The sequence below is a fragment of the Sagittula marina genome (assembly GCF_014196795.1).
Taxonomy (GTDB): Bacteria; Pseudomonadota; Alphaproteobacteria; order Rhodobacterales; family Rhodobacteraceae; genus Sagittula; species Sagittula marina.
This window is the reverse complement of the sequence record NZ_JACIEJ010000003.1, coordinates 293,283-314,495: the sequence shown is the minus strand read 5'-3', so window position 1 is coordinate 314,495 and position 21,213 is coordinate 293,283. Positions and strand designations below refer to the sequence as shown.

Genomic DNA, 21,213 nt, shown 5'->3' with positions numbered 1-21,213 from the left:
CTCACACGTCGGCATCCTTGGCCGTGCCAAGAGACGCCTTTACTGTTAGCGGTAACGGGGTTATGTTTCGCTCAAACCGGATACGGAGGCTTCGCATGACCCTCAACGACACCATTGCCCGCGTCACAGCGCGGATCGAGGACAGGTCCGCCGACATGCGCGCCACCTATCTCGACCGCATGGCTCGCGCCGCCGACGAAGGGCCGCGCCGCGCGCATCTGACCTGCGGAAATCAGGCCCACGCCTACGCCGCCATGGGCGCTGACAAAGACAGCCTTGCAACCGAGCGCGCGCCCAACATCGGCATCATCACCGCTTACAACGATATGCTCTCGGCGCACCAGCCGTTCGAGCGTTTCCCCGATCTGATCCGAACCGCGGCCCGCAACAACGGCGCCACGGCTCAGGTCGCAGGCGGGGTTCCGGCCATGTGTGACGGCGTCACCCAAGGTCAGGTCGGCATGGAGCTGTCGCTGTTTTCCCGAGACGTCATCGCGTTGGCAGCCGGGATCGGCCTCAGCCACAACGTCTTTGACGCCGCCGTCTACCTTGGCGTCTGTGACAAGATCGTTCCCGGCCTGATCATCGCCGCTGCGACGTTCGGTTATATTCCCGGCATTTTCCTGCCCGCAGGCCCCATGCCATCCGGCATTCCCAACGACGAAAAGGCCAAGGTCCGCCAGCAGTTCGCCGAAGGCCACATCGGTCGCGACGAGCTGATGAAAGCCGAAATGGCGTCCTACCATGCCGCAGGCACCTGCACGTTTTACGGCACTGCGAACACCAACCAGATGTTGATGGAATTCATGGGGCTGCATCTGCCCGGCACCTCGTTTGTGCAGCCGAACACCCCGTTGCGCGACGCGCTGACCGACGCAGGGACGAAACGCGCGCTCGAGATCACCGCTCTTGGCAATGATTACCGTCCTGTCTGTGATGTGCTCGATGCCAAGGCTTTCGTGAACGGCATCGTTGGATTGATGGCGACCGGCGGTTCCACAAACCTCGTGCTGCACCTGCCTGCCATGGCCCGCGCCGCTGGCATCGCGCTGGAGGTCGAGGATTTCAACGACATTTCCGCCGTCACGCCGTTGATGGCCAAGGTGTACCCAAACGGTCTGGCCGACGTGAATCACTTCCACGCGGCGGGAGGTTTGCAATATATGATCGGGTCGCTGCTTGATGCGGGCCTGCTGCATGACGACGTGAAAACCGTGGTCGGCGAAGGTTTGTCTCCCTATGCCCAGGAACCTGTGCTCGCAGACGGCAAGCTCACGTGGCGCGACGGCCCGAAGGAGTCGCAAAACGACAGGATCCTGCGTCCGGCGTCCGATCCGTTCCAGGCCTCCGGCGGCCTCAAGGAACTGACCGGGAACCTCGGCACGGGGATGATCAAGGTCTCTGCTGTCGCACCGGAACGCCATGTGATCGAAGCCAAAGCGCGCGTTTTCCAGGACCAGGAATCGGTCAAGACAGCCTTCAAGAATGGCGAAATCACCGAAGACACGATCTTTGTGGTCCGCTTTCAGGGACCCAAGTCCAACGGCATGCCCGAACTGCACGGGCTGACCCCCACGCTGGCAGTGCTTCAGGACCGGGGACTCAAAGTCGCGCTTGTCACGGATGGCCGTATGTCCGGCGCATCAGGCAAAGTCCCCGCCGCCATCCACGTCTCGCCAGAGGCCGCCAACGGCGGGCCCTTGGCGCGCGTCCGGGACGGCGACATTCTTCGGCTTGACGCCACAAGCGGGACACTTGACTGTCTGGCCGAAGACTTTGACCAGCGCACGCCAGCCACCGCCGATCTGACGGGAAATGGCCATGGTGTGGGCCGCGAACTCTTTGCAGCTTTCCGTGAAAATGTTGGCCTTGCCTCCAACGGCGCCGCCGTGGTGGTCTGAGCCTCCCCCGATCCTCTGCTTAAAATATTCGAAAAGGACCCGCCCATGACGCCCCAAGACGCCAGCATCGAAAGCGAAAGACTATGTCGCCTCGCCCCGGTCATTCCGGTTCTCGTGATTGACGACGCGGCTCAGGCACGCGGTCTGGCGGAGGCGCTGGTAAAGGGCGGACTTCCGGTACTCGAAGTCACGCTTCGCACGCCTGCCGCGCTCGACGCGATCGCCGAGATGGCAAAGGTCGAGGGCGGCATCGTCGGCGCGGGCACTCTGCTGACCCCTGATGATGTAAAGCGCGCAGTGGACGCCGGCGCAAAATTCGGCGTCTCACCCGGGGCCACAGACACGATCCTCGACGCCTGCGAAGCGGCCGATCTGCCGTTGCTGCCCGGCGCCGCAACCTCGTCCGAAGTCATGCGTCTGCTGGAACGCGGCTACACCGTGCAAAAGTTCTTTCCGGCGGAGGCCAACGGCGGCGCACCTGCCCTGAAGGCCATTGGCGCACCGATCCCGCAGGTGAAATTCTGTCCGACCGGCGGCGTCTCCATGAAGAACGTGAACGACTACCTCAGCCTGTCCAACGTCTTGTGCTGTGGTGGCTCCTGGGTCGCGCCGAAGGACATGGTGGCCAAAGGCGACTGGGCCGGGATCGAGGCACTGGCTAGCGAAGCCGCCGCGCTGCCCCGCACCTGATATATCATCGCACCAACGACCAAACGCGCGCCCAAAATCGGCGCGCGTTTCCCGGTTATACCCCGACTTTTCAAAAGATCAGTCCCTGGGACGCGACCGCCAACCGCCACGCCGCTTTGGCTTCGTCATGCCTTCGAGACCTTCGCGCAGCACCTGCGTCATGGGATGTCCTTCGTCGCCGTAACGCTCCAAAAGCACTTCGATCAGGACCTTGGTGTCTGCATCCACCGGCACCGACAGCGCCCAGTCCAGAAAAATGGACCGGCATTCGCCCAGCGTGATACCATCAATACGGTAGGATTCCCGAACCAGCCCCTTGGGGTCTGCGTCGCTCATGTCTGTTTTCCTTCCGGCAAGGCCGCGTCAATGCTCGCCGCAGCGGCGCCCGCGTGCTCCTCCAATGCGTCACGCATCTGGTCCATGTCCTCTTGTCCCAACAGGCGCAACAAAAAGGAACACCCGCCGCCGCCAAGATCCTCGGGCTCCAGAGGCTTCTCGCTCACCAACTGTGCGCCGATCTGTAGCGCCCAGGCCAGCTCATACGCCGCCACCAAAGCCGCACTGTCCAGCCAATCGCAACCGTGCAAAGCACGCGGCGTCTGCCGCACGGCCTTGCCCGACAAAAGCGACGCGGCCTGCGCCATCAGGTCAATCTCCTGCATTTTTCCCGGCCCGATCTTGGCACTCCACGGGCCACCCGTTCCCTTGGCCGCACGAATACGGCTGAGCATCTCGGCCACGGCCGTGAGAACCTCTTCCTTGTCGCGCGGTGCCGACAGGATTTCGCGGCGGAACGCCTCGACATCCTCTGCCAGGTCGCCCGGACCCGCAACAACGCGCGCCCGCGTCAAAGCGAGGTGCTCCCAGGTCCATGCTTCTTCGCGCTGATAGCGTTTGAACGCGGTGAGCGACGTCGCCACCGGCCCCTGTTTGCCGGAGGGCCGCAGACGCATATCCACCTCGTACAGGCGCCCCTCGGCCATGGGCGCGCTCATCGCTGTAACCAAGGCTTGCGTGAGCCGCGCGTAATACGTGCGCGCGGGCAACGGCCGCCGCCCGTCCGAGTTCTCCACATCAAGCGGATCGTAGATCACGATGATATCGAGGTCGGACCGCGCGTGCAGCCGCTGCGCTCCCAGCGATCCCATGCCCACAACCACCGCACCGCGTCCCGGCGGTGTCCCATGTTTGCGCGCAAATTCCGCCTGCACCTCGGGCCAAAGGGCCGCCAGCACCGCCTCCGCCAGATCGGCATAGGCCTTTCCCGCCTCCTGCGGTCCCATCATGCCGCGCAGCAGCTGCACGCCAATACAGAAGTGCCACTCCTTGGCCCACCGCCGCGACCGATCCAACCGCGCCTCGTAATCTGCCTCGCGGGACAACGTTTCGGCCAGCTCGCCGCTCAACGCCGCGCGACCCGGCCACGGGCTGAAGAAATCGCCGCCGATCACGGCATCGAAAACGCTGGAATTGCGCGCCAGATGTCGCGCCAGATCGGGCGAGGTGCCCACGATGTCCACCAGCAAATCCATCAACTGAGGATTGGCCTCGAACAGGGAAAACAATTGCACCCCGGCCGGCAACCCCTTGAGAAACCCGTCGAATGCCAGCAACGCCTCATCCGGGCGCGCGGTTTCTGCCAGCCGCCGCAGGATTTCCGGGCGCAAACGTTTCCATAAGGCCCGCGCCCTGTCGGACCGCATGCAAGGATATGTGGTCCATCGGCTGACCACTGGATTGTCCTCGAAGTGGTCCGGCACCTCACAGGGCGTTCCAGATCCTGGCGCGAAAAACCCCTCGGTCAGGTCATGCACCTCGGACAGGCGTTCAATCAGGTCCGCCTCCATGTCATCGCGCGCGACGCCCATGAGGCAGGCCAGCCGCTCCATCCCCTCGGATGAATTCGGCAAGTCGTGGGTCTGCGCATCCCCCACCATCTGCACACGGTGTTCCACTTCGCGGTGCGCCCGGTAATGGTCTGTTAGCGTGCGCGCCACGTCAGGCGGTATCCACCCCTTGTCGGCCAAAGCAGCCAGCCCCGGCACCGTGCCGCGCACCCGCAGGTCCGGATCGCGCCCGCCCGCAATCAACTGACGCGTCTGGGTGAAGAACTCGATCTCACGGATGCCACCACGCCCGAGCTTCATGTTATGCCCCGGAAGCGTGATCGCGCCGTGAAAGCCCTTATGCTCGCGGATGCGCAGGCGCATGTCGTGGGCATCCTGAATGGCGGCAAAATCCAGATGTTTGCGCCAGACAAAGGGTGTGATCGCCTCGAGAAAGCGCTCGCCCGCGGCCACATCGCCGGAAGACGCCCGTGCCTTGATGAAGGCCGCGCGCTCCCACGTGCGCCCAAAGCTTTCATAATAGCGCTCTGCCGCCTCCATGGCGATGCAGACCGGCGTGACCGACGGGTCGGGCCGCAACCGCAGGTCCGTGCGGAATACGTAGCCTTCGCCGGTCAGATCGTTGAGCATCGCCGACGCCTTGCGCGTTGCCCGAACCAGCGCGGAGCGGACCTCGTGATAATCTTCAGGATCGTAGCGCGTCTCATCGAACAGCATGATGATATCGATGTCAGAGGAATAATTCAGCTCCCCCGCCCCCATCTTGCCCATGGCCAGCGCCACCATGCCAGCGCACTCCTGCACGTCATCCTCGGTCATGCCGGGCAGCTTGCCGCGCTTGATCTCATGGCCAACCGTGGCGCGCATGGCCAGCGTGGTCGCCAGATCAGCCAGCGCCGTCAGCGCCTCCGTCACCTGCTCCAACGGCCATGCGCCGGACAGATCACACAGCGCCGTCAGCAGCGCGACACGCCTCTTGGCCTGACGCAAGGCCGATGGCAATTGATCCGCCGCGACCTCCGGCAAGGTGTTCAACAGCGTGGAGAACGCTTTTTCCGGGTCGGGGACCGCCGCTTCGAGCCAGTCGGCTTCGCGTTGGATCAACCCGTTCAGATAGGGGCTGGAGCCACCGGTGCCCTTAATCAGATCGGCCAGCGCACCGCTGGCCCATGGCGTGGTGGACAGTGCCTCGGCCCCGCGATCGGGGTCAAAGGCACGCGGCAGGCGGGTGATGCGTTTGCTTAAATCCATAGCGGCAAATGGACATGCCCGCCCGCCCTTGGCAAGCCCCGGCTGCCCTGCGACAACCCATCTGCCGCATAGAAGTGTCTGCAAAAGGTAAGCCATGTCCAAAAGTCTCAAACGTGTCCGCGCCGCTATCGAGGCCGCCAGCCTGGCCTCTGATATCCGCGAAGTCGACAAGGCCCGCACCGCCCAGGAGGCCGCCGACACCGTCGGGTGTCACCTTGATCAAATCGCCAAATCCATCATCTTTCGCGCGGAAACATCGGGCGAGGCGGTGCTGTTCCTGACCGCTGGCGGCAATCGGGTCAGTGCCGAAAAGGCTACGCTGGTGGCCGGTGAACCGCTGGGCAAGGCCGACGCGGCGCTGATCCGGGCACAAACGGGGTTTGCCATCGGCGGTGTCTCGCCATTGGGCCACCTGAACCCGATCCGCGCGTGGCTCGACCCGCGCTTGCTGGACTTCGACGTAGTTTGGGCCGCCGCAGGCACACCGCGCCACCTGTTCGACGTGCCTCCGACAGTGCTGATGACTTTGACCGGTGCGGAGACTGCCGATTTCACGGAAGAGAGCGCCAATTCGCCTCCGCCCACGTGCTGAGGCGCAATTTTCCTGTTGGTTTTCATATAAATCATCAGTTTTCGAAGCCTTAATATACAGGCTTACCCATTGTTCCTAAATGCTTTTCAACTTCAATCGACGCTTAATGTAAAAAACATTCACATCATCACTTGAAAGACCGCCGGACAATCCCGATCTCCTATGATGTGAAACGCATTCACATTGAAACACAAACGGAGACACACATGACCACCGCCGCATATCAGTCCACTCTGCCCGCCAACGCCGGCTGGCTCACCCGGACCGAGGCTTGGCTGGATCACAAGGGCAAAGCTGCCTGGATCGCGGCCATGGTACTTGGGTTCATTATTTTCTGGCCCGTGGGCGCTGCCCTTCTGGCATATATGATCTGGAGTAAACGCATGTTTGGCAAAGGCTGCAATCGCACCGCACGCACCACCAGTCGTCACACCGCTTGGTCGGCGATGAAACCTTCTGGCAACAGCGCCTTTGACGCTTACAAGGCCGACACGCTGCAGCGCCTGCAAAACGAGCAGGAAGCCTTTGAAGCCTTCCTCGAGCGTCTGCGCGAAGCCAAGGACAAAACCGAATTCGACCAGTTCATGGAGGATCGCGAAAAGCGCGCCGCCGAGATGGCAAAAGACACAGAAGCTGCCTAAATTGACTTGACGGGTGGGGCCGATGACGGCCCTGCCCCCACGCCTGATCCGAGGGACATAATCATGTACTACGAACCCACCAGCCATTTGCCCGACCCAGAGCGACAGGCCGGGTTCTACGAAGGCGTCACCGCAAAGCGCGGCGTCGCATGGGTGGCCGATATCATTCTCATCGGCATTGTGACCGCCGTCATCAGCACCGTTACGATCGTCGGGTTGTTTTTCATTCCCGTTATCTGGCTGGTGGTTGGTTTTCTCTATCGCTGGATGACGATCTCTGGTGGGTCTGCCACGTGGGGGATGCGCCTGATGGCGATTGAGCTGCGCGACGCTGAAGGGATGCGGCTCAGCCCGGTTCAGGCCATGCTGCACGTCCTCGGTTATATGGTCGCCATGTCCATGGTGATCGTTCAGATCGGATCGGTGATCTTGATGTTCGTCGATGAGCGTGGCCGCGGGCTGACCGATATGGTGCTGGGCACCGTCATGCTGAATCGTCGCGCCTGAGCTTTGGAACTCTCTAAAAACCGCTGCGTTGGTCCGGCAGCCGTTAACTCTATGTACAGAAAGGCCCCCATCACGGGGCCTTCTGGCGTTCAGAGGGGTTGGCGGCGCACCGCTTCGTTGTTACCGTTTCGTTAAACAGGTTCGGATAAGCCAAGACCATGCGCCATTCGCTGCCCCTCGCTCCGCAGTTCTATGTCACAGCTCCTCAGCCCTGCCCCTACTTGGATGGCCGGATGGAGCGGAAATTGTTCACCGCTCTGCAAGGCGATACCGCGCAGAAACTGAACGATTCCCTCTCCAAACAGGGGTTTCGCCGGTCACAGAACGTGCTTTACCGCCCGTCGTGCGCGGAGTGCTCTGCCTGCATGTCGGCGCGCATCGACGTGTCCAAATTCGTGGCCACCCGCTCGCAAAAACGCACGCTGAAGAAAAACACCCATCTGGAACGGCGCGCGACCTCTCCCTGGGCGACAGAAGAGCAGTACAACCTTTTCCGCCGCTATCTGGACACCCGCCATGCAGATGGCGGCATGGCGGATATGGATGTGTTCGAATTCGCGGCCATGGTCGAAGAAACGCCGATCCGGTCCCGCGTCGTCGAGTATCTCGACCGTGAAAGCGGCGCGCTGATCGCCACCTGCCTGACGGACATGCTCGATGACGGGCTGTCGATGGTGTATTCGTTCTACGATCCTGAACATCAGAAAAACTCTCTGGGCACCTGGATGATCCTTGACCACATAGCCATCGCGCAGGAAACCGGCTTGCCCTATGTTTACCTTGGTTACTGGGTGCCGGGATCGGAAAAGATGGGATACAAGGCGCAGTTCTCCGGGCTGGAAATCTATCATCGCGGTCAATGGCAGGCGCTGAACAAACCCGAAGATTTCGAGGAAGACACGCACCCTCTGTCCACTGCGCCCATTGCCGAACAGGTTGCCAATATCTCCATCCCCAACAGTCGCAGCTGACATTTGGCAAACGGCGCTTTTTCCCGATGAAGTAGCAACTGCCGCCATTCGGAAAACGACACTGCGGACCGCGCAACTCATTCGCAGATAGGTGTTAGTGGCGGTTGTCATCAACCTTCCTCGATGAGCCGCTGACCGCAGTTCGGGACCGTGCCAAACCGTCCGTTGAGCTATGCGCAGTCAGGGGGCCTTCATCCTCCAGCGAACACTTCAACGTGGCTCGCTAAGTGGCTCGCTAAAATCGTACCCTTCCAGCGAGGTTTGCCCGTCTCCTCCAAGAAGCTAACCGCTTGCCTGCGTTCAGAGGGCGCGGACACCCAAGTTCAGGACAAGTTGCGGCGGCGCTGTCCCGGTCATAGTCGCGCCGGGCTAAACGGCTTTCCCCAAACGCATAGGAACGCCCGCCATACCAGTGGCCCTGATGCGAAAAGGGCGCGCCCTACGGCACGCCCTCCTCATCCGAAACTGCGCCTTGTCTCAGCCGCCAAGAAGATTCGGCACGATGGTTACAATTCCTGGGAACAGCGCCAGCAACAGCAGCCCGAACACCTGAATCAACACAAACGGGATCACGCCGCGATAGATGTGGCCAGTGGTAACCTCCTTGGGCGCAACGCCGCGCAGGTAGAACAGCGCGAAACCAAAGGGCGGTGTCAGGAAAGACGTTTGCAGGTTCACCGCGATCATGATCGTCACCCACTTCGGGTCAAAATGCGCCCCGTAGATCACCGGCCCGACGATGGGCACCACGATGTAGATGATCTCAAGGAAATCCAGCACGAAACCCAGAACAAACAGCACGATCATCACGATGATGAACACCGTCCAGACATTGTCAAAGCTGCGCAGGAAGTCCTGAATGTAGTGCTCCCCCCCAAACGAAATCACCACCAGGTTCAACAGCTGCGAGGCGATCAGGATGGTGAACACCATCGAGGTCACCTTGGCCGTTTCCCGCACCGCTGGTGTCAGAACACCGGCCTTGAACAAGACCCAGCAGCTGAACAGCAACCCAAACAGCGCATAAAGCCACAGGGCATTGGCAAAGAAGAAGGCAATCCAGCTTTCGGCGCTGACGCTCTCTGTATTGATGCGCAGGTCAAAGTTCACGCCCACCAGGATCAGCAGCACCACAGCCAACGTGGACCACAAGATCACCTTGGGCGAGCGGTCCTCTTCGGCCAATCTACGATACGCCGCCAGCATGATCGCCCCCGCCGCACCCAGCGCCGCAGCAGGCGTCGGATTGGTGATGCCGCCAAGGATGGAGCCAAGCACAGCAACAATCAGGATCAGCGGCGGGAAGACGACGCGCAACAGTTCGTTCCTAGACAGGATGCCCATGGCAAAGATGACGCCATAGAGCGTGATCGCCCATGGAATCAGCATCGCGATCACGGTTGCCCCGGAGGACGTGGTCGGCGCAATGAACAGCCAGTCAACCAGCAGCCCGAGCACCAGACCAGCGGCACCGATCTGCAACCGACGCGGATTGGCCGACGGTGACACACCCCGTGCAAAGGCCAGGATCAGGCCAAAGATCACCGTCAACGTGGCAATTCCCAGACCAATCGGCGCAGCGTCGGAGATTTTTGCGGTGCGGAGTTCTTCGATCTGCTCGGCGCTGCGCGCAACGCTTTGCTGTACGCCGCCGGACGCTTCGATCGCCGCCTGCTCTGCAACGGCGGCATCCCACGCGGTTTGCCCGTGGAGCTCGATCATCGACTCCTGACACTGCGGCGAGACCTGAGTGCGTAATGAGGCAGACTCGCTTTGATCAGAAAAGCTGGAAACGTCCGTGGACTGAGTGCCCACCAGACCAATCTGGCCCAGCAGGACCGCACCCACGATCAGCGCGACCGGAACACCGAGCAACCATGTAAACGCTTCGCCCCGCGTTACAGGCTCGCTTGTCGAGGTGCCCAATTCCACGGCTGGTGCTTTTTCAGGGTTCAGCATCGCGTAGCCAAACGCGTAGGCCGCATAAAGCCCCGCCAACAGGATGCCCGGCACCAGCGCCGCCTGGAACAACGTCCCGACAGAGACCACCGCCGGTTTGCCCAGGTAGGTCAGCGCATCTGTGCAACCCGCCAGCACAGCACGCTCTTCCTGAGCTGCGGAATACAAATCCCCCGCCAAGGTGCCCAGCAGGACGATCACGATGGACGGCGGAATGATCTGCCCCAAGGTTCCGGACGCCGCAATCACACCTGTGGCCAGTTCCGGCGAATAGTTGTTGCGCAGCATCGTGGGCAAAGCCAACAGACCCATTGTCACCACGGTCGCGCCCACGATCCCGGTCGAAGCAGCAAGGAAAGCACCGACCACAACGATGGACACGGCCAGGCCGCCGGGCAGCGGGCCAAAGACCCGGGCCATCGTGGTCAGCAGATCGTTCGCGATCTTTGAGCGTTCCAGCACGATCCCCATCAAGACGAACATCAGAACCGCCAGCAGCGTCTCGATGCTTTGGCCTGCAATGACGCGCTCGTTGATGCGATTCACGATGAACGACAGGTTGCGGTCCATGGCGTATTCCCAGCCACGCGGGAAAAGCGCCTGATCAAGGCGCGGCAGGTCCGGGTAGCGAAAGACCGAAATGGCCTTTTCCGGAACGCCGCCGGCGATCAACGCGCTGTAGGCATCCGACGATTGGTCGATGGCCTGATGGATCAGCAACCCCGCGCTGTCGAGCGCGGCAATGATGCCAAAGGAAATGATCCCGGCGCCACCAATGGCAAACGCCACAGGAAAACCGGAAAGGATCGCGGAAAAAAGCGTGAGAAAGACGATAATCAGGCCGATCTCGACGCCATCAAGTCCAAACAACATCTGTGTCAGCCTTTCAGAATTCTGCGTGGTCGTAGGGCTCTTCGCCCTGTTCCAGCACGTCTTGGTCGAGGTACTTTCCCTCGCTCGAAGGCCCTTCTTTCCATTCAAGGAACGAGCGGTAGAAGAACGCCCAGGCCTGAATGAAGATCAGGGCAATCATGAGCACCATGAGCATCTTGAACAGGAAGTAGCCGTTAAAGCCGTTGGGCGAGAAACCGATGGTCTCGACGTTCCAGCGCAGGGCGCGCGCCTTCATCACCAGACGGTCGAGCTCTTCGGAGGCGGACGGGTTCGGCACGATCAGCGACCGCCACATAAAGAACCACGTGTACATCCACAGCAGCACCGCCACTGGCACCATGAATATCATCGCGCCAATCATGTCGATCACCCGCTTGGCACGGAACGAGATGGCGGAATACACCAGATCGACCCGCACATGCCCGCCTTGGATAAAGGTGTAGGTCAGGCAGAGCGTCACCACCATGGCATTGAAAAGCTTCAGCTCTTCGGCATACCACGAGATGTCGAACTGCAACGGCAGACCAAATCCGAACACGATATCCGGCCGGGTAAAGATCCGCTGCATGAAGACGATGATCACCTGCTGCACCACCATCAGCAACCCGGCCCAGGCAAAGAAGCGCCCGATGGTGTTGCCGACGAATTCCAACCCCACAACGACCCCCCACAGGAACTGGTTCGACCAGATCCCGATCAGGAAGATGACAAGAAACGCGGTAAAGCAGATGAAGAAGAACTCGGACGACGCTCCATAATAGATGAAAGTCATCAGCGATTGCTTCGCCTCGGCGGAGCCGTCCCAGGCGATCCACTGAAACGCGTTGATCATGGGCGTCTCGCCCTCGGCCAAGGTGGGCTGCCAGCCCGTAACGGCTGTGAACAGCCCGACAAGGGCCATCCAGATCCCCTGCAGGATGTGTACGATCGCCATGACCATCTCGGTCGCGATCCACACGATCAGGTTCTGCGAGCCTGTCTCGTCCATGTTTTCCCCCGCTTATGCCGGTTGACCCGTTCGCATTGTTCGTGGTGAGTGCTTGCCCTGCCCCCAAAGGTCGCCAAGGCTCACCTCACGGCGAAAAGGCCCCCACCTTGGGGGCCTTCCATATGTTTAGGTCACGATTACTGACCCAGAACGCGGACGCGCTGCTGAACGTAGAAATTGTCCGACTTGTTGATCCACGCGGCGGAATTCGCCAGAGACTCCTCAAAGGAGGTGCGGATCTTGGCGAACAGCTCGTCATTCATGTTCTCGTCCATGACCTCCTTGGAGGCCGCGCCGAACGCGTCCCACACATCGTCGGAGAACTGCAGCGTCTTGACGCCCTGGCTTTGCAGGCGGGCCAGCGCGGCACCGTTGTTGGCCAGCGTTTCGGCCAGCTGGTAGTGGGTGGTCGCCATGGAGGCGTAGCGCATGATCGCCTGCTGCTGCGGCGTCAGGTCGTTCCAGACATCAAGGTTGACGTTCGCGGACAGCGCAGAGCCCGGCTCGTGGAAACCGGCGGTGTAATAGATCTTCGCCACTTCCTGAAAGCCCGCGCGTTCATCGGCCATCGGGCCAACCCATTCCAGACCGTCCAAGGCGCCCGAGGACAGCGCCTGATACAGCTCGCCGCCGGGGATGTTCTGAACCGACGCGCCCAGCTTGCCCAGAACCTGACCGCCAAGGCCCGGCATCCGGAATTTCAGGCCGTTGAAGTCATCAGCGGACTTGATCTCGTTGCGGAACCACCCCCCGGACTGCGAGCCGGAGTTGCCCGCATTCAGGCCCTTCATGTTGAAAATCATGCCCAGTTCGTCATGCAGCTCTTCGCCGCCACCGTGGTAGTACCAGTTTGTCACTTCCTGCGCGGTGCCGCCGAACGGAACGGCCGTAAAGAACGCATAACCAGGATGCTGACCAACGAAATAGTAGTCGGCGGAATGGTACATGTCAGCTTGGCCAGAGGACACGGCGTCAAAGACTTCCAGCGCGCCCACCAGCTCGCCCGGGGCTTTTTTATCGATGGTCAGATTGCCATCGGACATCTCGGACACCATCTGCTCCAGATAGGTCGCGGCGTCATCGAGAACGGCAAAGCCGCGCGGCCACGAGGTGACCATGGTCAAAGTACGTTTGCCCTGCGCGTAGGCGGGCGCCGCCAGAGTGGAGGCAGCAGCAGCACCCGCGCCAACAGTCGAGGCGCGCAGGAAAGCACGACGATCCATATGGAATCCTCCCAGATTCGTTAACTTGCGCAAAGCTCCCCACCTTGCGCGGTTCCTTGAAAGTCCGGGAACCGTAGAAAACGTGTCCGACCATGGGAATACCCACTGCTACGGAGACAGAGCGCTTTTTTGACCGAATTATAGGTGAAAAAATGCTTTGAGCGTGTATTCCGCCCTAGGAACTCTTCTTCAGGCGTGCAGCCATGCTGTCCTGCGCCATTTCTGCTGTGACCCAATCCAACAACGACCGGACCTCGGGGCGTGCCAGTGTCTGAGCCGGACCGCACAGGCGATAGTTTTCACCACTGCGCAGCGCCCCCGGTTCGACCCGTTCCAACTGTCCTGTCTCTATCATATGTCGGACGGACCGCATTTCGGCCAGGGCGACGCCCTGCCCGGTCAGCGCGCCGGTCAGCGCCGCTTCGGGATCGCCCAGCCGCAAACCGCCAAGCTGCGCCGGACGTCCCAGCTTCAGCACGCCTTCGATAAAAGCAGGCCAAAGATCACGATGATCGTGCAACAGATGCACTCCCGCAAAACCGCGCCCCTCTGCCAGAACGCCGGGTTTGGCTACGGCGACGATCTCTGACGGGAACAGCGCCGCGCCTATCGGCACCATGCCTGTCGGCGGCTCTCCGGCGATCAGCACCAGATCCGCCTCCGCGTCCTCAAGCGTTGTGACTTCGAGGGTCAGACCCGGCAGCGCCGCCAGCAGCAGGTCGCGGCGCGGGTCCAGCCACCCCACCGCAAGGTCGCCGGGTATCGCCAGCCGCACCGGCCGGTCCTCTTCATGCAAAGACGCCACCGCATCTTCCATGTGTTCAAAGGCACGCTGCATCCGCGCATGCATCCGCCATCCCGAGCGGGTCAGCCGCACGCCGCGTGGATGGCGCTCGAACAGTTCCGTACGGAGCTTTTCCTCCAACCCGCGCACGTGTTGCCCGACGGCCCCCTGAGATACACCGATCTCTTCGGCGGCCGCCCGAAAACTGCCCAGACGCCCTGCCGCCTCAAATGCGCGCAGGCCGTTTAGTGGCAGATGTTCCAGTCCGGTCAGCATCGGGCGTTCTCGCAAAAAAGCGTCATGGTCCTTGCTACAGGCTACAGCAGATGGCGTTCATGCAGCAACATCAACACGGTATTCCCAAGACGATAGCACAGCTACTGGCTGGGTCGCGCATTTTTAACAGTGCAAACACCCTCTTTCGCCTCGGCCAGCAACCTGATTTGATGTCCCGATGTCGCGCTTTCACCGCCTGTGGCTCACCTACGGCCAGAAAATGTTCCTGCTCGCCTCGCTGCCGCTGATCCTGGCAGTGACGGCCATTGCGTTGCTCGTGGCCTTTCAGGCCCGCAGTTTGGCGGAACGGGAAATCCGCGGGTTGGAAACGCAATTGATCGAGGCCAAGAAACGAGAGCTGCGAAATTACGTCACGCAGGCGCGCAACGGGTTTTATTTCATCTACGGCTCCGCCGCGCCGGACGACGAGGCCGCCAAAGAGCGGGTCATGCAGATCCTGTCAGCGATGATCTATGGCGAAGACGGGTTCTTCTTTGTGTATGATTATGACGGTTTGAACCTCGTCTCTCCTCGGCAGACCGAACTTATCAACACCAATCAGTGGGACCGCACGGACAGCGAGGGGACGCGCGTCGTCCAGGATTTCATCGCCACCGCGCGCGAGGGTGCGGGCTACGTCGAACATCTCTGGCCCAAACCCACCACCGGCGAAGAGGCCCGGATGATCACCTATGTGACCTCATTCCCTTCGTGGCGATGGGCCGTCGGCACCGGGGTCTTCATCGATGATGTGCTGCGCACTGTCGCCGCCACCCGGGCCGAGACAGAAACCCGCGTGCGCCGCACTTTCTTGTGGATCGGCGCAATTGCCCTGGGTTCGCTGCTGCTGGTGTTCCTGTCTGGTCTTGTCATCAATATCCGAGAACGACGGCTGGCAGATGCCAAGCTGAAAGAGCTGACTCAGCGTGTGCTGGACGCCCAGGAAGAAGAACGCGGGCGCGTTGCCCGCGAGCTCCACGACGGCATCAGTCAATTGCTCGTCGGAATAAAATACGCCCTCGACATCGCCCGGCGGAGGCTGGCAAGCGGCGATCCCAGGGCCCAGGATACGCTGGAATCCGGGGTCACCAATCTTGCGACCGCCATTCAGGAGGTCCGTCGCATCTCGCGCGATTTGCGGCCCGGCATCCTGGACGACCTTGGCCTTGGGCCCGCATTGAAGGCGCTGACCGACGACTTTCGCACACGCACGGGCATCGACACGCAGTTCGAGACGGTCGTCTTCAGCAACCGCCTGAGCCAGGAGGCGAAAATCGCGCTTTACCGCATCGCGCAAGAAGCGCTGACCAATGTGGAACGGCATGCCGGTGCCACGGAGGTCCGCCTTGACCTGCGCGGCCATCGCAGCGGCGCGACCATGTGGATCGCCGACAACGGATGCGGCCTTGATGACCGCGCGCGTCCGCTCAAGGGAATTGGCCTGCGAAACATGCAGGAACGTATTGATCAACTCGGCGGCACGCTGCGTGTGCATTCCACAAGGACGGGAACCGTGGTAGAAGCTCAGGTTCCCTTGACCCAACTGTTGCCCCCCGAGTAAGAGACCCCCAGCAAAAAGAGGCATCCGGCATGCGCATCCGCGTCGTGATCGTAGACGATCACCCCCTCGTGGCCGAAGGCATCGAGGCATTGCTCGAAAGCTACGACGACATCGAAGTCGCGGCCACGTTGGGCGACGGGCAGACCATGATTGACCGGCTGTCCGACCTGGATCCGGACGTGATCCTGATGGACCTCAACATGCCGGGATTGGGCGGGTTGTCCGCCACGGAAATGATCCTTGAACGCGCGCCAGAGACCCGGATCCTGGTTCTGTCGATGCATGACACGCCTGAATATGTCTCCACCGCACTTTCACACGGGGCGCGCGGCTATGTCCTCAAGGACGTGCCGACGGACGAGATCAAGGAAGCCATTGACGCGGTGATGCGCGGCGAGCGGTACTTGTGCACCGGGGCCACCGGTGCGCTCACGCCGATCAATGCCGGGGGCCGTGATCCGCTGACCACCCGCGAACAGACAGTTTTGCTGCAATTGGCGCAAGGCAAGTCCAACAAGGAAGTGGCTCTGGCGCTCAACATCTCGGTCCGGACCGTCGAGACCCACCGCAAGAACATCAAGCGCAAGCTCGATATCTCCACCACCGCCGGCCTGACGCGCTACGCCATGGAACACGGCGTGCTGCAAGGCACCGGCGCCAACGTCTGAGCCGGAAAAAAGCGGCTCCCGTTGGAGGGAGCCGCCTGAGGTTCGTGCGCCTTGGATATCTGAAGATATTAAATATCGATCCCGCTCTGCGCCTCGGCACAGTCGGAGTGAGGGATGTGCAACGCGACTGGAAGCATGCGCAGAGATGCATCCATCTCTTCCGCGATGTCAGGCTCAGCCTTGGGAACACTGCCCAACATCATCGCCGCGCCAATCAGACCAACGAGGGCTGCCGCCTTGCACAGGCTGAAGTCACGGTAAAAGATGTTGCGGACCATGTCGCGTCCTCCTTGGAACCAATTCCACGACGGGTTTGTCCGCCGCTTGGCGACACAGTTGCCCAAAAGAGTTTCGCGATCAATTCACTAAATTGAGCGCAATTGTTGCAATATCGGCACGCGCGACGGTCTGCTTACCTTGGGTCATCGCCAAGTCGCTGAATTCACGCAAAGATTGCATCGCGTCAGAAATTGCGGACACCAACTCACCAAATTTGCACACAACCTCTGCGCAGAAACCCGCCGCGCGCCTGCGCACCAATCGGCGCGAAATCGCCGGTGCAAAATTCCATTTCCCCACCCGCTGACGCAACAAATGCAAAATTAATCGCCTTCACAGGCGGATTCCCGTGTTGACCCTTCTCTTTGTCCGACCTAATGTCGCCCGCGCATCAAGGAGCTTTTCGGATGACCATTCTAGTCGTCGTAGTACAGGAACAGCGCATGGGCCGGTAACGGTTTCCCTGAACAGGACCCCATGCGCCCCCGTCACCTGATCGGGGGCTTTTTTATGCGCAACAGCCAAGGCGGGATCGCCCGCCCCAAGTGTCAAGATCGGAGACAGTTATGACACGTCAGATGACCGGAGCGAAAATGGTGGTTCAAGCCCTGCGGGATCAGGGTGTGGACACGGTATTTGGCTACCCGGGCGGTGCCGTACTACCGATTTATGACGAGATCTTTCAGCAAAACGACATTCAGCACATTCTTGTGCGCCACGAACAGGGCGCCGTTCACATGGCAGAGGGCTACGCCCGCTCCACCGGCAAGCCGGGTGTCGTGCTTGTGACCTCCGGCCCCGGCGCGACGAACGCCGTGACGGGCCTGACAGATGCGTTGATGGACTCGATCCCGCTGGTTGTGCTCACCGGCCAGGTGCCAACCTTCATGATCGGCTCTGACGCCTTTCAGGAAGCGGACACCGTCGGCATCACCCGCCCCTGCACCAAGCACAACTGGCTGGTGAAAGAGACCGAGAAGCTGTCGAAAACCATCCACGAGGCGTTTCACGTCGCGACCGCGGGCCGTCCCGGTCCAGTGTTGGTGGACATCCCCAAGGATGTGCAGTTCGCCTCCGCCGATTATCAGCCCAAGCCATCCGCCAACACCCGGCATTACCAGCCGCAGGTAAAAGGCGACATGGAGATGATCGAGGACCTCGTCGAGGCCATCGAGACCGCCAAGAAGCCGATCTTCTATACCGGTGGCGGCGTCATCAACTCCGGTCCGGCGGCCTCTCAGCTGCTGCGCGAACTGGTGGAGGCCACGGGCTTTCCGATCACCTCGACTCTCATGGGTCTGGGTGCATATCCCGCGTCGGGCAAGAACTGGCTCGGGATGCTGGGGATGCACGGTCTTTACGAGGCCAATCTCGCGATGCACGGCTGCGACGTGATGATCAACCTCGGCGCGCGCTTTGACGACCGGATCACCGGCCGCATCGACGCGTTTTCGCCGGACAGCCGCAAGGCACACGTGGACATCGACCCATCCTCCATCAACAAGGTGGTGAAGACGGACATCCCGATCGTGGGCGACATTGCCCATGTTCTGGAAGACGTGCTGGCGCTTTGGAAATCCCGCGGTCGCAAGATCAACCGCGAGGCAATCTCCAAGTGGTGGAAACAGATCGAAGAGTGGAAGACAGTCGATTGCCTGTCGTACAAAGGCTCCGACACTGTCATCAAACCGCAGTATGCGCTTCAGCGGCTCGAAGAGCTGACGAAAGGCATGGACCGCTACATCACCACCGAAGTCGGCCAGCACCAGATGTGGGCGGCGCAGTACCTTGGGTTCGAGGACCCGAACCGCTGGATGACCTCCGGGGGCCTCGGCACCATGGGGTACGGCTTCCCCGCCTCCATCGGGGTGCAGCAGGCGCATAAGGACGCGCTGGTCATCAACGTGGCTGGCGAAGCGTCCTGGCTGATGAACATGCAAGAGCTGGGCACGGCCACGCAGTTCAACCTGCCCGTGAAGCAGTTCATCCTGAACAACGAACGTCTCGGCATGGTGCGCCAGTGGCAGCAGCTTTTGCACGGTGAACGCTACTCGCAGTCCTGGTCCGAAAGCCTGCCTGATTTCGTCAAGCTGGCCGAGGCCTTTGGCTGCAAGGGGATCAGCATCAGCGATCCGGCGGATCTGGACGACGCGATCATGGACATGATCAAGTATGACGGACCTGTCGTCTTCGACTGTATGGTGGAAAAGCACGAAAACTGCTTCCCGATGATCCCGTCGGGTGCGCCGCACAACAAGATGCTGCTGGGCGATGACAACGCCACCAACGCCATTGCCGGCAAGGGCGCGGTGCTGGTGTGACCAGAAACGCCACGGAAGATGCCGGTGGAGGGCCCGCAGCAGCGGGCGCTCCGCCTCCGGCTGCAGCAATAACTGCACCGGCAACCAAAGGACGCGGTCGTATCGAATGGCTCGATCGCTCCAAGGGGGCAGGCATCTTTCTGGTGGTGTTTGGTCATTGCTGGCTGGGACTGGCCTCCGCCGGCATCCTGACCGATGCCGGGGTCATACATACGGTGGAACGGCTGATCTACAGCTTTCACATGCCGTTGTTCTTCCTGCTGTCCGGCTACACGTTTGAACGCTGGGCGGCGCGACGCACCCCATCGGAGGCGATCAAGGACAGATGTCTCCGGCTGCTCTGGCCGTTGTTTTTGTGGCATTATATCTTTGCGGGGGCCCGTTTTCTCGCTGGTGATGCCGCCAACACGCCGGGCGGGCTCAACACGGTCATCAGCCTGCCGCTGCCACCGGTCGACCACTTCTGGTTTCTGTGGGCGCTGTTTCTGGTGCAGCTGATCGTATGGCCTTTGGTCCGTCTCATCGCCCTGCCCCGCGGCGCCTGGATAGCGCTTGCAGCCGTGACGGCGCTTTTGGTGTCAATTCCGGGTTTGCCACTCGGGCCACTCACGGTGGGCGCCGCGCTTCACCTGCCCATCTTTCTTGTTGGCATCGCCTTGGCACGCATGTCTGCCCTGCCTGCCACGGGTTGGTATGTGGTCACAGCCGCTGCCGTGTTCATCCTGCTCGACGCCGCAACGCTGGCACTGCCGCCCGTGATCATCGTGCGGATTGCCGTGGCCGCCTGTCTGTCCATTGCGTTTGTCGTTTTGATGAACGCCCTGCCGAGTGGTCGCATCACAAGCTGGCTTGATGAGCTTGGACGTCTGTCCATGCCTATTTTCCTGGCGCACACGTTGTTCACTGCCGCCACGCGCATCGGCCTGTCCCGTGTGACCGACGCCACACTGCCGCATCTTCTTGTCGGCACCGCATTCGGCCTTGCCGGGCCGATCGCGCTCTACCACCTCACGCGGCGCATCATGCCGCCCCGTCTCATCGGTTTTTAACAAACACGTCAACGCTCAGGGAGCACGCCATGTCCGCTCTAAAGATCAAAAAAGGCTCATCGAAGCATTCTGCCTACAACCTGCGTCCGAATTTTTCCGACGTGACTGAAACCCACACCATCGCGGTTCTGGTGGAAAACGAACCCGGTGTCCTGGCACGGGTCATCGGCTTGTTTTCGGGCCGGGGCTACAACATCGAAAGCCTCACGGTGGCGGAGGTCGATCACCAGGGCCACCTGTCGCGCATCACGATCGTCACCAAAGGCACGCCCCAGGTGATCGAACAGATAAAGGCGCAGCTTGGCCGCATTGTCCCGGTGCGCAAGGTCAACGACCTGACGGTCGAGGGCCCCTCAGTCGAGCGGGAACTGGCGCTGTTCAAGGTGGAAGGCTCCGGCGAAAAACGTGTGGAAGCCCTGCGTCTGGCCGACATTTTCCGCGCTCAAGTCGTGGATTCGACGCTGGAGAGCTTCGTTTTTCAGCTTACGGGCACACCGGACAAGATTGACGCATTCGCGGACCTTATGCGTCCCTTGGGCCTGATCGAAGTGGCCCGCACGGGCGTCGCCGCGCTGGCTCGCGGCGCATAAAACCTGCCGCGCTGGCTCGCGGCGCATAAAACCTGTCGAGCTGGCTCGCGGCGCATAAAACCTGTCGAGCTTGCTCGCCGTGCGTGCTGACGGGCAAAACGTCCCGTGGCGTCAAAGATGCAAACGCAAACGCCTCCCGTCCGAACGGGAGGCGTTTCTTTCCTGCGCCGGGTGACAACTGACACGATTGCGCAGAGCGATGCGCCTTAGGTCAAATTCCA

Annotated in this window: 19 protein-coding genes; 11 read left to right on the top strand and 8 right to left on the bottom strand. The window is 61.0% G+C overall.

Annotated elements, in window-relative coordinates:
- Positions 1-95 precede the first annotated feature (95 nt).
- Both edd and eda read left to right on the top strand, forming a co-directional pair.
- Positions 96-1,901 carry a phosphogluconate dehydratase gene (edd, locus tag GGQ68_RS07675; RefSeq protein WP_183964633.1) on the top strand — a complete coding sequence of 602 codons (1,806 nt, stop codon included), beginning with the start codon at positions 96-98 and terminating at the stop codon, positions 1,899-1,901.
- A 45-nt stretch (positions 1,902-1,946) separates the two neighbouring features.
- Positions 1,947-2,591 (top strand): bifunctional 4-hydroxy-2-oxoglutarate aldolase/2-dehydro-3-deoxy-phosphogluconate aldolase, encoded by a 645-nt coding sequence (gene eda / locus GGQ68_RS07670; RefSeq protein ID WP_183964631.1) that lies wholly within the window; start codon positions 1,947-1,949, stop codon positions 2,589-2,591.
- A gap of 78 nt (positions 2,592-2,669) precedes the next feature.
- Here eda and GGQ68_RS07665 read toward each other — a convergent pair whose 3' ends face one another.
- Positions 2,670-2,927 carry a hypothetical protein gene (locus GGQ68_RS07665; protein WP_183964629.1) on the bottom strand — a complete coding sequence of 86 codons (258 nt, stop codon included), beginning with the start codon at positions 2,925-2,927 and terminating at the stop codon, positions 2,670-2,672.
- Positions 2,924-5,689 carry a [protein-PII] uridylyltransferase family protein gene (locus GGQ68_RS07660; protein WP_183964965.1) on the bottom strand — a complete coding sequence of 922 codons (2,766 nt, stop codon included), beginning with the start codon at positions 5,687-5,689 and terminating at the stop codon, positions 2,924-2,926. The genes GGQ68_RS07665 and GGQ68_RS07660 overlap by 4 nt, the downstream gene beginning before the upstream one ends.
- Before the next feature lie 94 nt (positions 5,690-5,783).
- Here GGQ68_RS07660 and GGQ68_RS07655 point away from each other — a divergent pair, with 94 nt between their 5' ends.
- From GGQ68_RS07655 to GGQ68_RS07640, 4 genes are all read left to right on the top strand, one after another.
- Entirely contained in the window at positions 5,784-6,281 is a 498-nt protein-coding gene (locus GGQ68_RS07655) for a YbaK/EbsC family protein (RefSeq protein ID WP_183964627.1), read from the top strand.
- Positions 6,282-6,487: 206 nt separating this feature from the next.
- Positions 6,488-6,922, top strand: a complete 435-nt coding sequence (locus GGQ68_RS07650) for a DUF2852 domain-containing protein (RefSeq protein WP_183964625.1) — start codon at positions 6,488-6,490, stop codon at positions 6,920-6,922.
- Positions 6,923-6,985: 63 nt separating this feature from the next.
- A complete protein-coding gene (locus GGQ68_RS07645) occupies positions 6,986-7,429 on the top strand; it encodes an RDD family protein (protein WP_183964624.1) in 444 nt (147 codons plus the stop codon).
- Between the two features lie 158 nt (positions 7,430-7,587).
- Entirely contained in the window at positions 7,588-8,400 is an 813-nt protein-coding gene (locus tag GGQ68_RS07640) for an arginyltransferase (RefSeq protein WP_183964623.1), read from the top strand.
- A 477-nt stretch (positions 8,401-8,877) separates the two neighbouring features.
- Here the strand turns inward: GGQ68_RS07640 and GGQ68_RS07635 are convergent, their stop codons facing one another.
- The 4 genes from GGQ68_RS07635 to GGQ68_RS07620 all read right to left on the bottom strand — a co-directional run bounded on the left by GGQ68_RS07635 (position 8,878) and on the right by GGQ68_RS07620 (position 14,524).
- Positions 8,878-11,232 carry a TRAP transporter large permease gene (locus GGQ68_RS07635; RefSeq protein WP_183964622.1) on the bottom strand — a complete coding sequence of 785 codons (2,355 nt, stop codon included), beginning with the start codon at positions 11,230-11,232 and terminating at the stop codon, positions 8,878-8,880.
- Positions 11,233-11,245: 13 nt separating this feature from the next.
- Positions 11,246-12,085 (bottom strand): TRAP transporter small permease subunit, encoded by an 840-nt coding sequence (locus GGQ68_RS07630; protein WP_246429308.1) that lies wholly within the window; start codon positions 12,083-12,085, stop codon positions 11,246-11,248.
- 293 nt (positions 12,086-12,378) lie between these two features.
- Positions 12,379-13,464: a TRAP transporter substrate-binding protein gene (locus GGQ68_RS07625; RefSeq protein ID WP_183964621.1), complete on the bottom strand. Its 1,086-nt coding sequence runs from the start codon at positions 13,462-13,464 to the stop codon at positions 12,379-12,381.
- A gap of 175 nt (positions 13,465-13,639) precedes the next feature.
- The gene (locus GGQ68_RS07620) at positions 13,640-14,524 is read right to left on the bottom strand and encodes a LysR family transcriptional regulator (RefSeq protein WP_183964620.1); all 885 of its coding nucleotides are present in this window, start codon (positions 14,522-14,524) and stop codon (positions 13,640-13,642) included.
- A gap of 178 nt (positions 14,525-14,702) precedes the next feature.
- Between GGQ68_RS07620 and GGQ68_RS07615 the strand changes: the two genes are divergently transcribed.
- Together GGQ68_RS07615 and GGQ68_RS07610 are read left to right on the top strand one after the other, a co-directional pair.
- Entirely contained in the window at positions 14,703-16,085 is a 1,383-nt protein-coding gene (locus tag GGQ68_RS07615; protein WP_183964619.1) for a cache domain-containing protein, read from the top strand.
- A gap of 29 nt (positions 16,086-16,114) precedes the next feature.
- Positions 16,115-16,753, top strand: coding sequence for a response regulator transcription factor (locus GGQ68_RS07610; protein ID WP_183964618.1), 639 nt, complete (start codon positions 16,115-16,117; stop codon positions 16,751-16,753).
- Between the two features lie 68 nt (positions 16,754-16,821).
- Here the strand turns inward: GGQ68_RS07610 and GGQ68_RS07605 are convergent, their stop codons facing one another.
- Both GGQ68_RS07605 and GGQ68_RS07600 read right to left on the bottom strand, forming a co-directional pair.
- Positions 16,822-17,031, bottom strand: a complete 210-nt coding sequence (locus GGQ68_RS07605; RefSeq protein WP_183964617.1) for a hypothetical protein — start codon at positions 17,029-17,031, stop codon at positions 16,822-16,824.
- Positions 17,032-17,110: 79 nt separating this feature from the next.
- Complete coding sequence (locus GGQ68_RS07600) at positions 17,111-17,353, bottom strand: hypothetical protein (RefSeq protein ID WP_183964615.1); 243 nt, start codon at positions 17,351-17,353, stop codon at positions 17,111-17,113.
- 245 nt (positions 17,354-17,598) lie between these two features.
- Here GGQ68_RS07600 and GGQ68_RS07595 point away from each other — a divergent pair, with 245 nt between their 5' ends.
- From GGQ68_RS07595 to ilvN, 3 genes are read left to right on the top strand one after another with little or no spacing between them, the layout of a single operon-like run.
- On the top strand, positions 17,599-19,353 hold the full coding sequence (locus GGQ68_RS07595; protein WP_183964614.1) for an acetolactate synthase 3 large subunit: 1,755 nt from the start codon (positions 17,599-17,601) through the stop codon (positions 19,351-19,353).
- Positions 19,350-20,402 (top strand): acyltransferase family protein, encoded by a 1,053-nt coding sequence (locus GGQ68_RS07590; RefSeq protein ID WP_183964611.1) that lies wholly within the window; start codon positions 19,350-19,352, stop codon positions 20,400-20,402. Before GGQ68_RS07595 ends, GGQ68_RS07590 begins: the two co-directional genes overlap by 4 nt.
- 29 nt (positions 20,403-20,431) lie before the next feature.
- Positions 20,432-20,992: an acetolactate synthase small subunit gene (ilvN, locus tag GGQ68_RS07585; RefSeq protein WP_183964609.1), complete on the top strand. Its 561-nt coding sequence runs from the start codon at positions 20,432-20,434 to the stop codon at positions 20,990-20,992.
- The last annotated feature ends 221 nt before the right edge of the window (positions 20,993-21,213 follow it).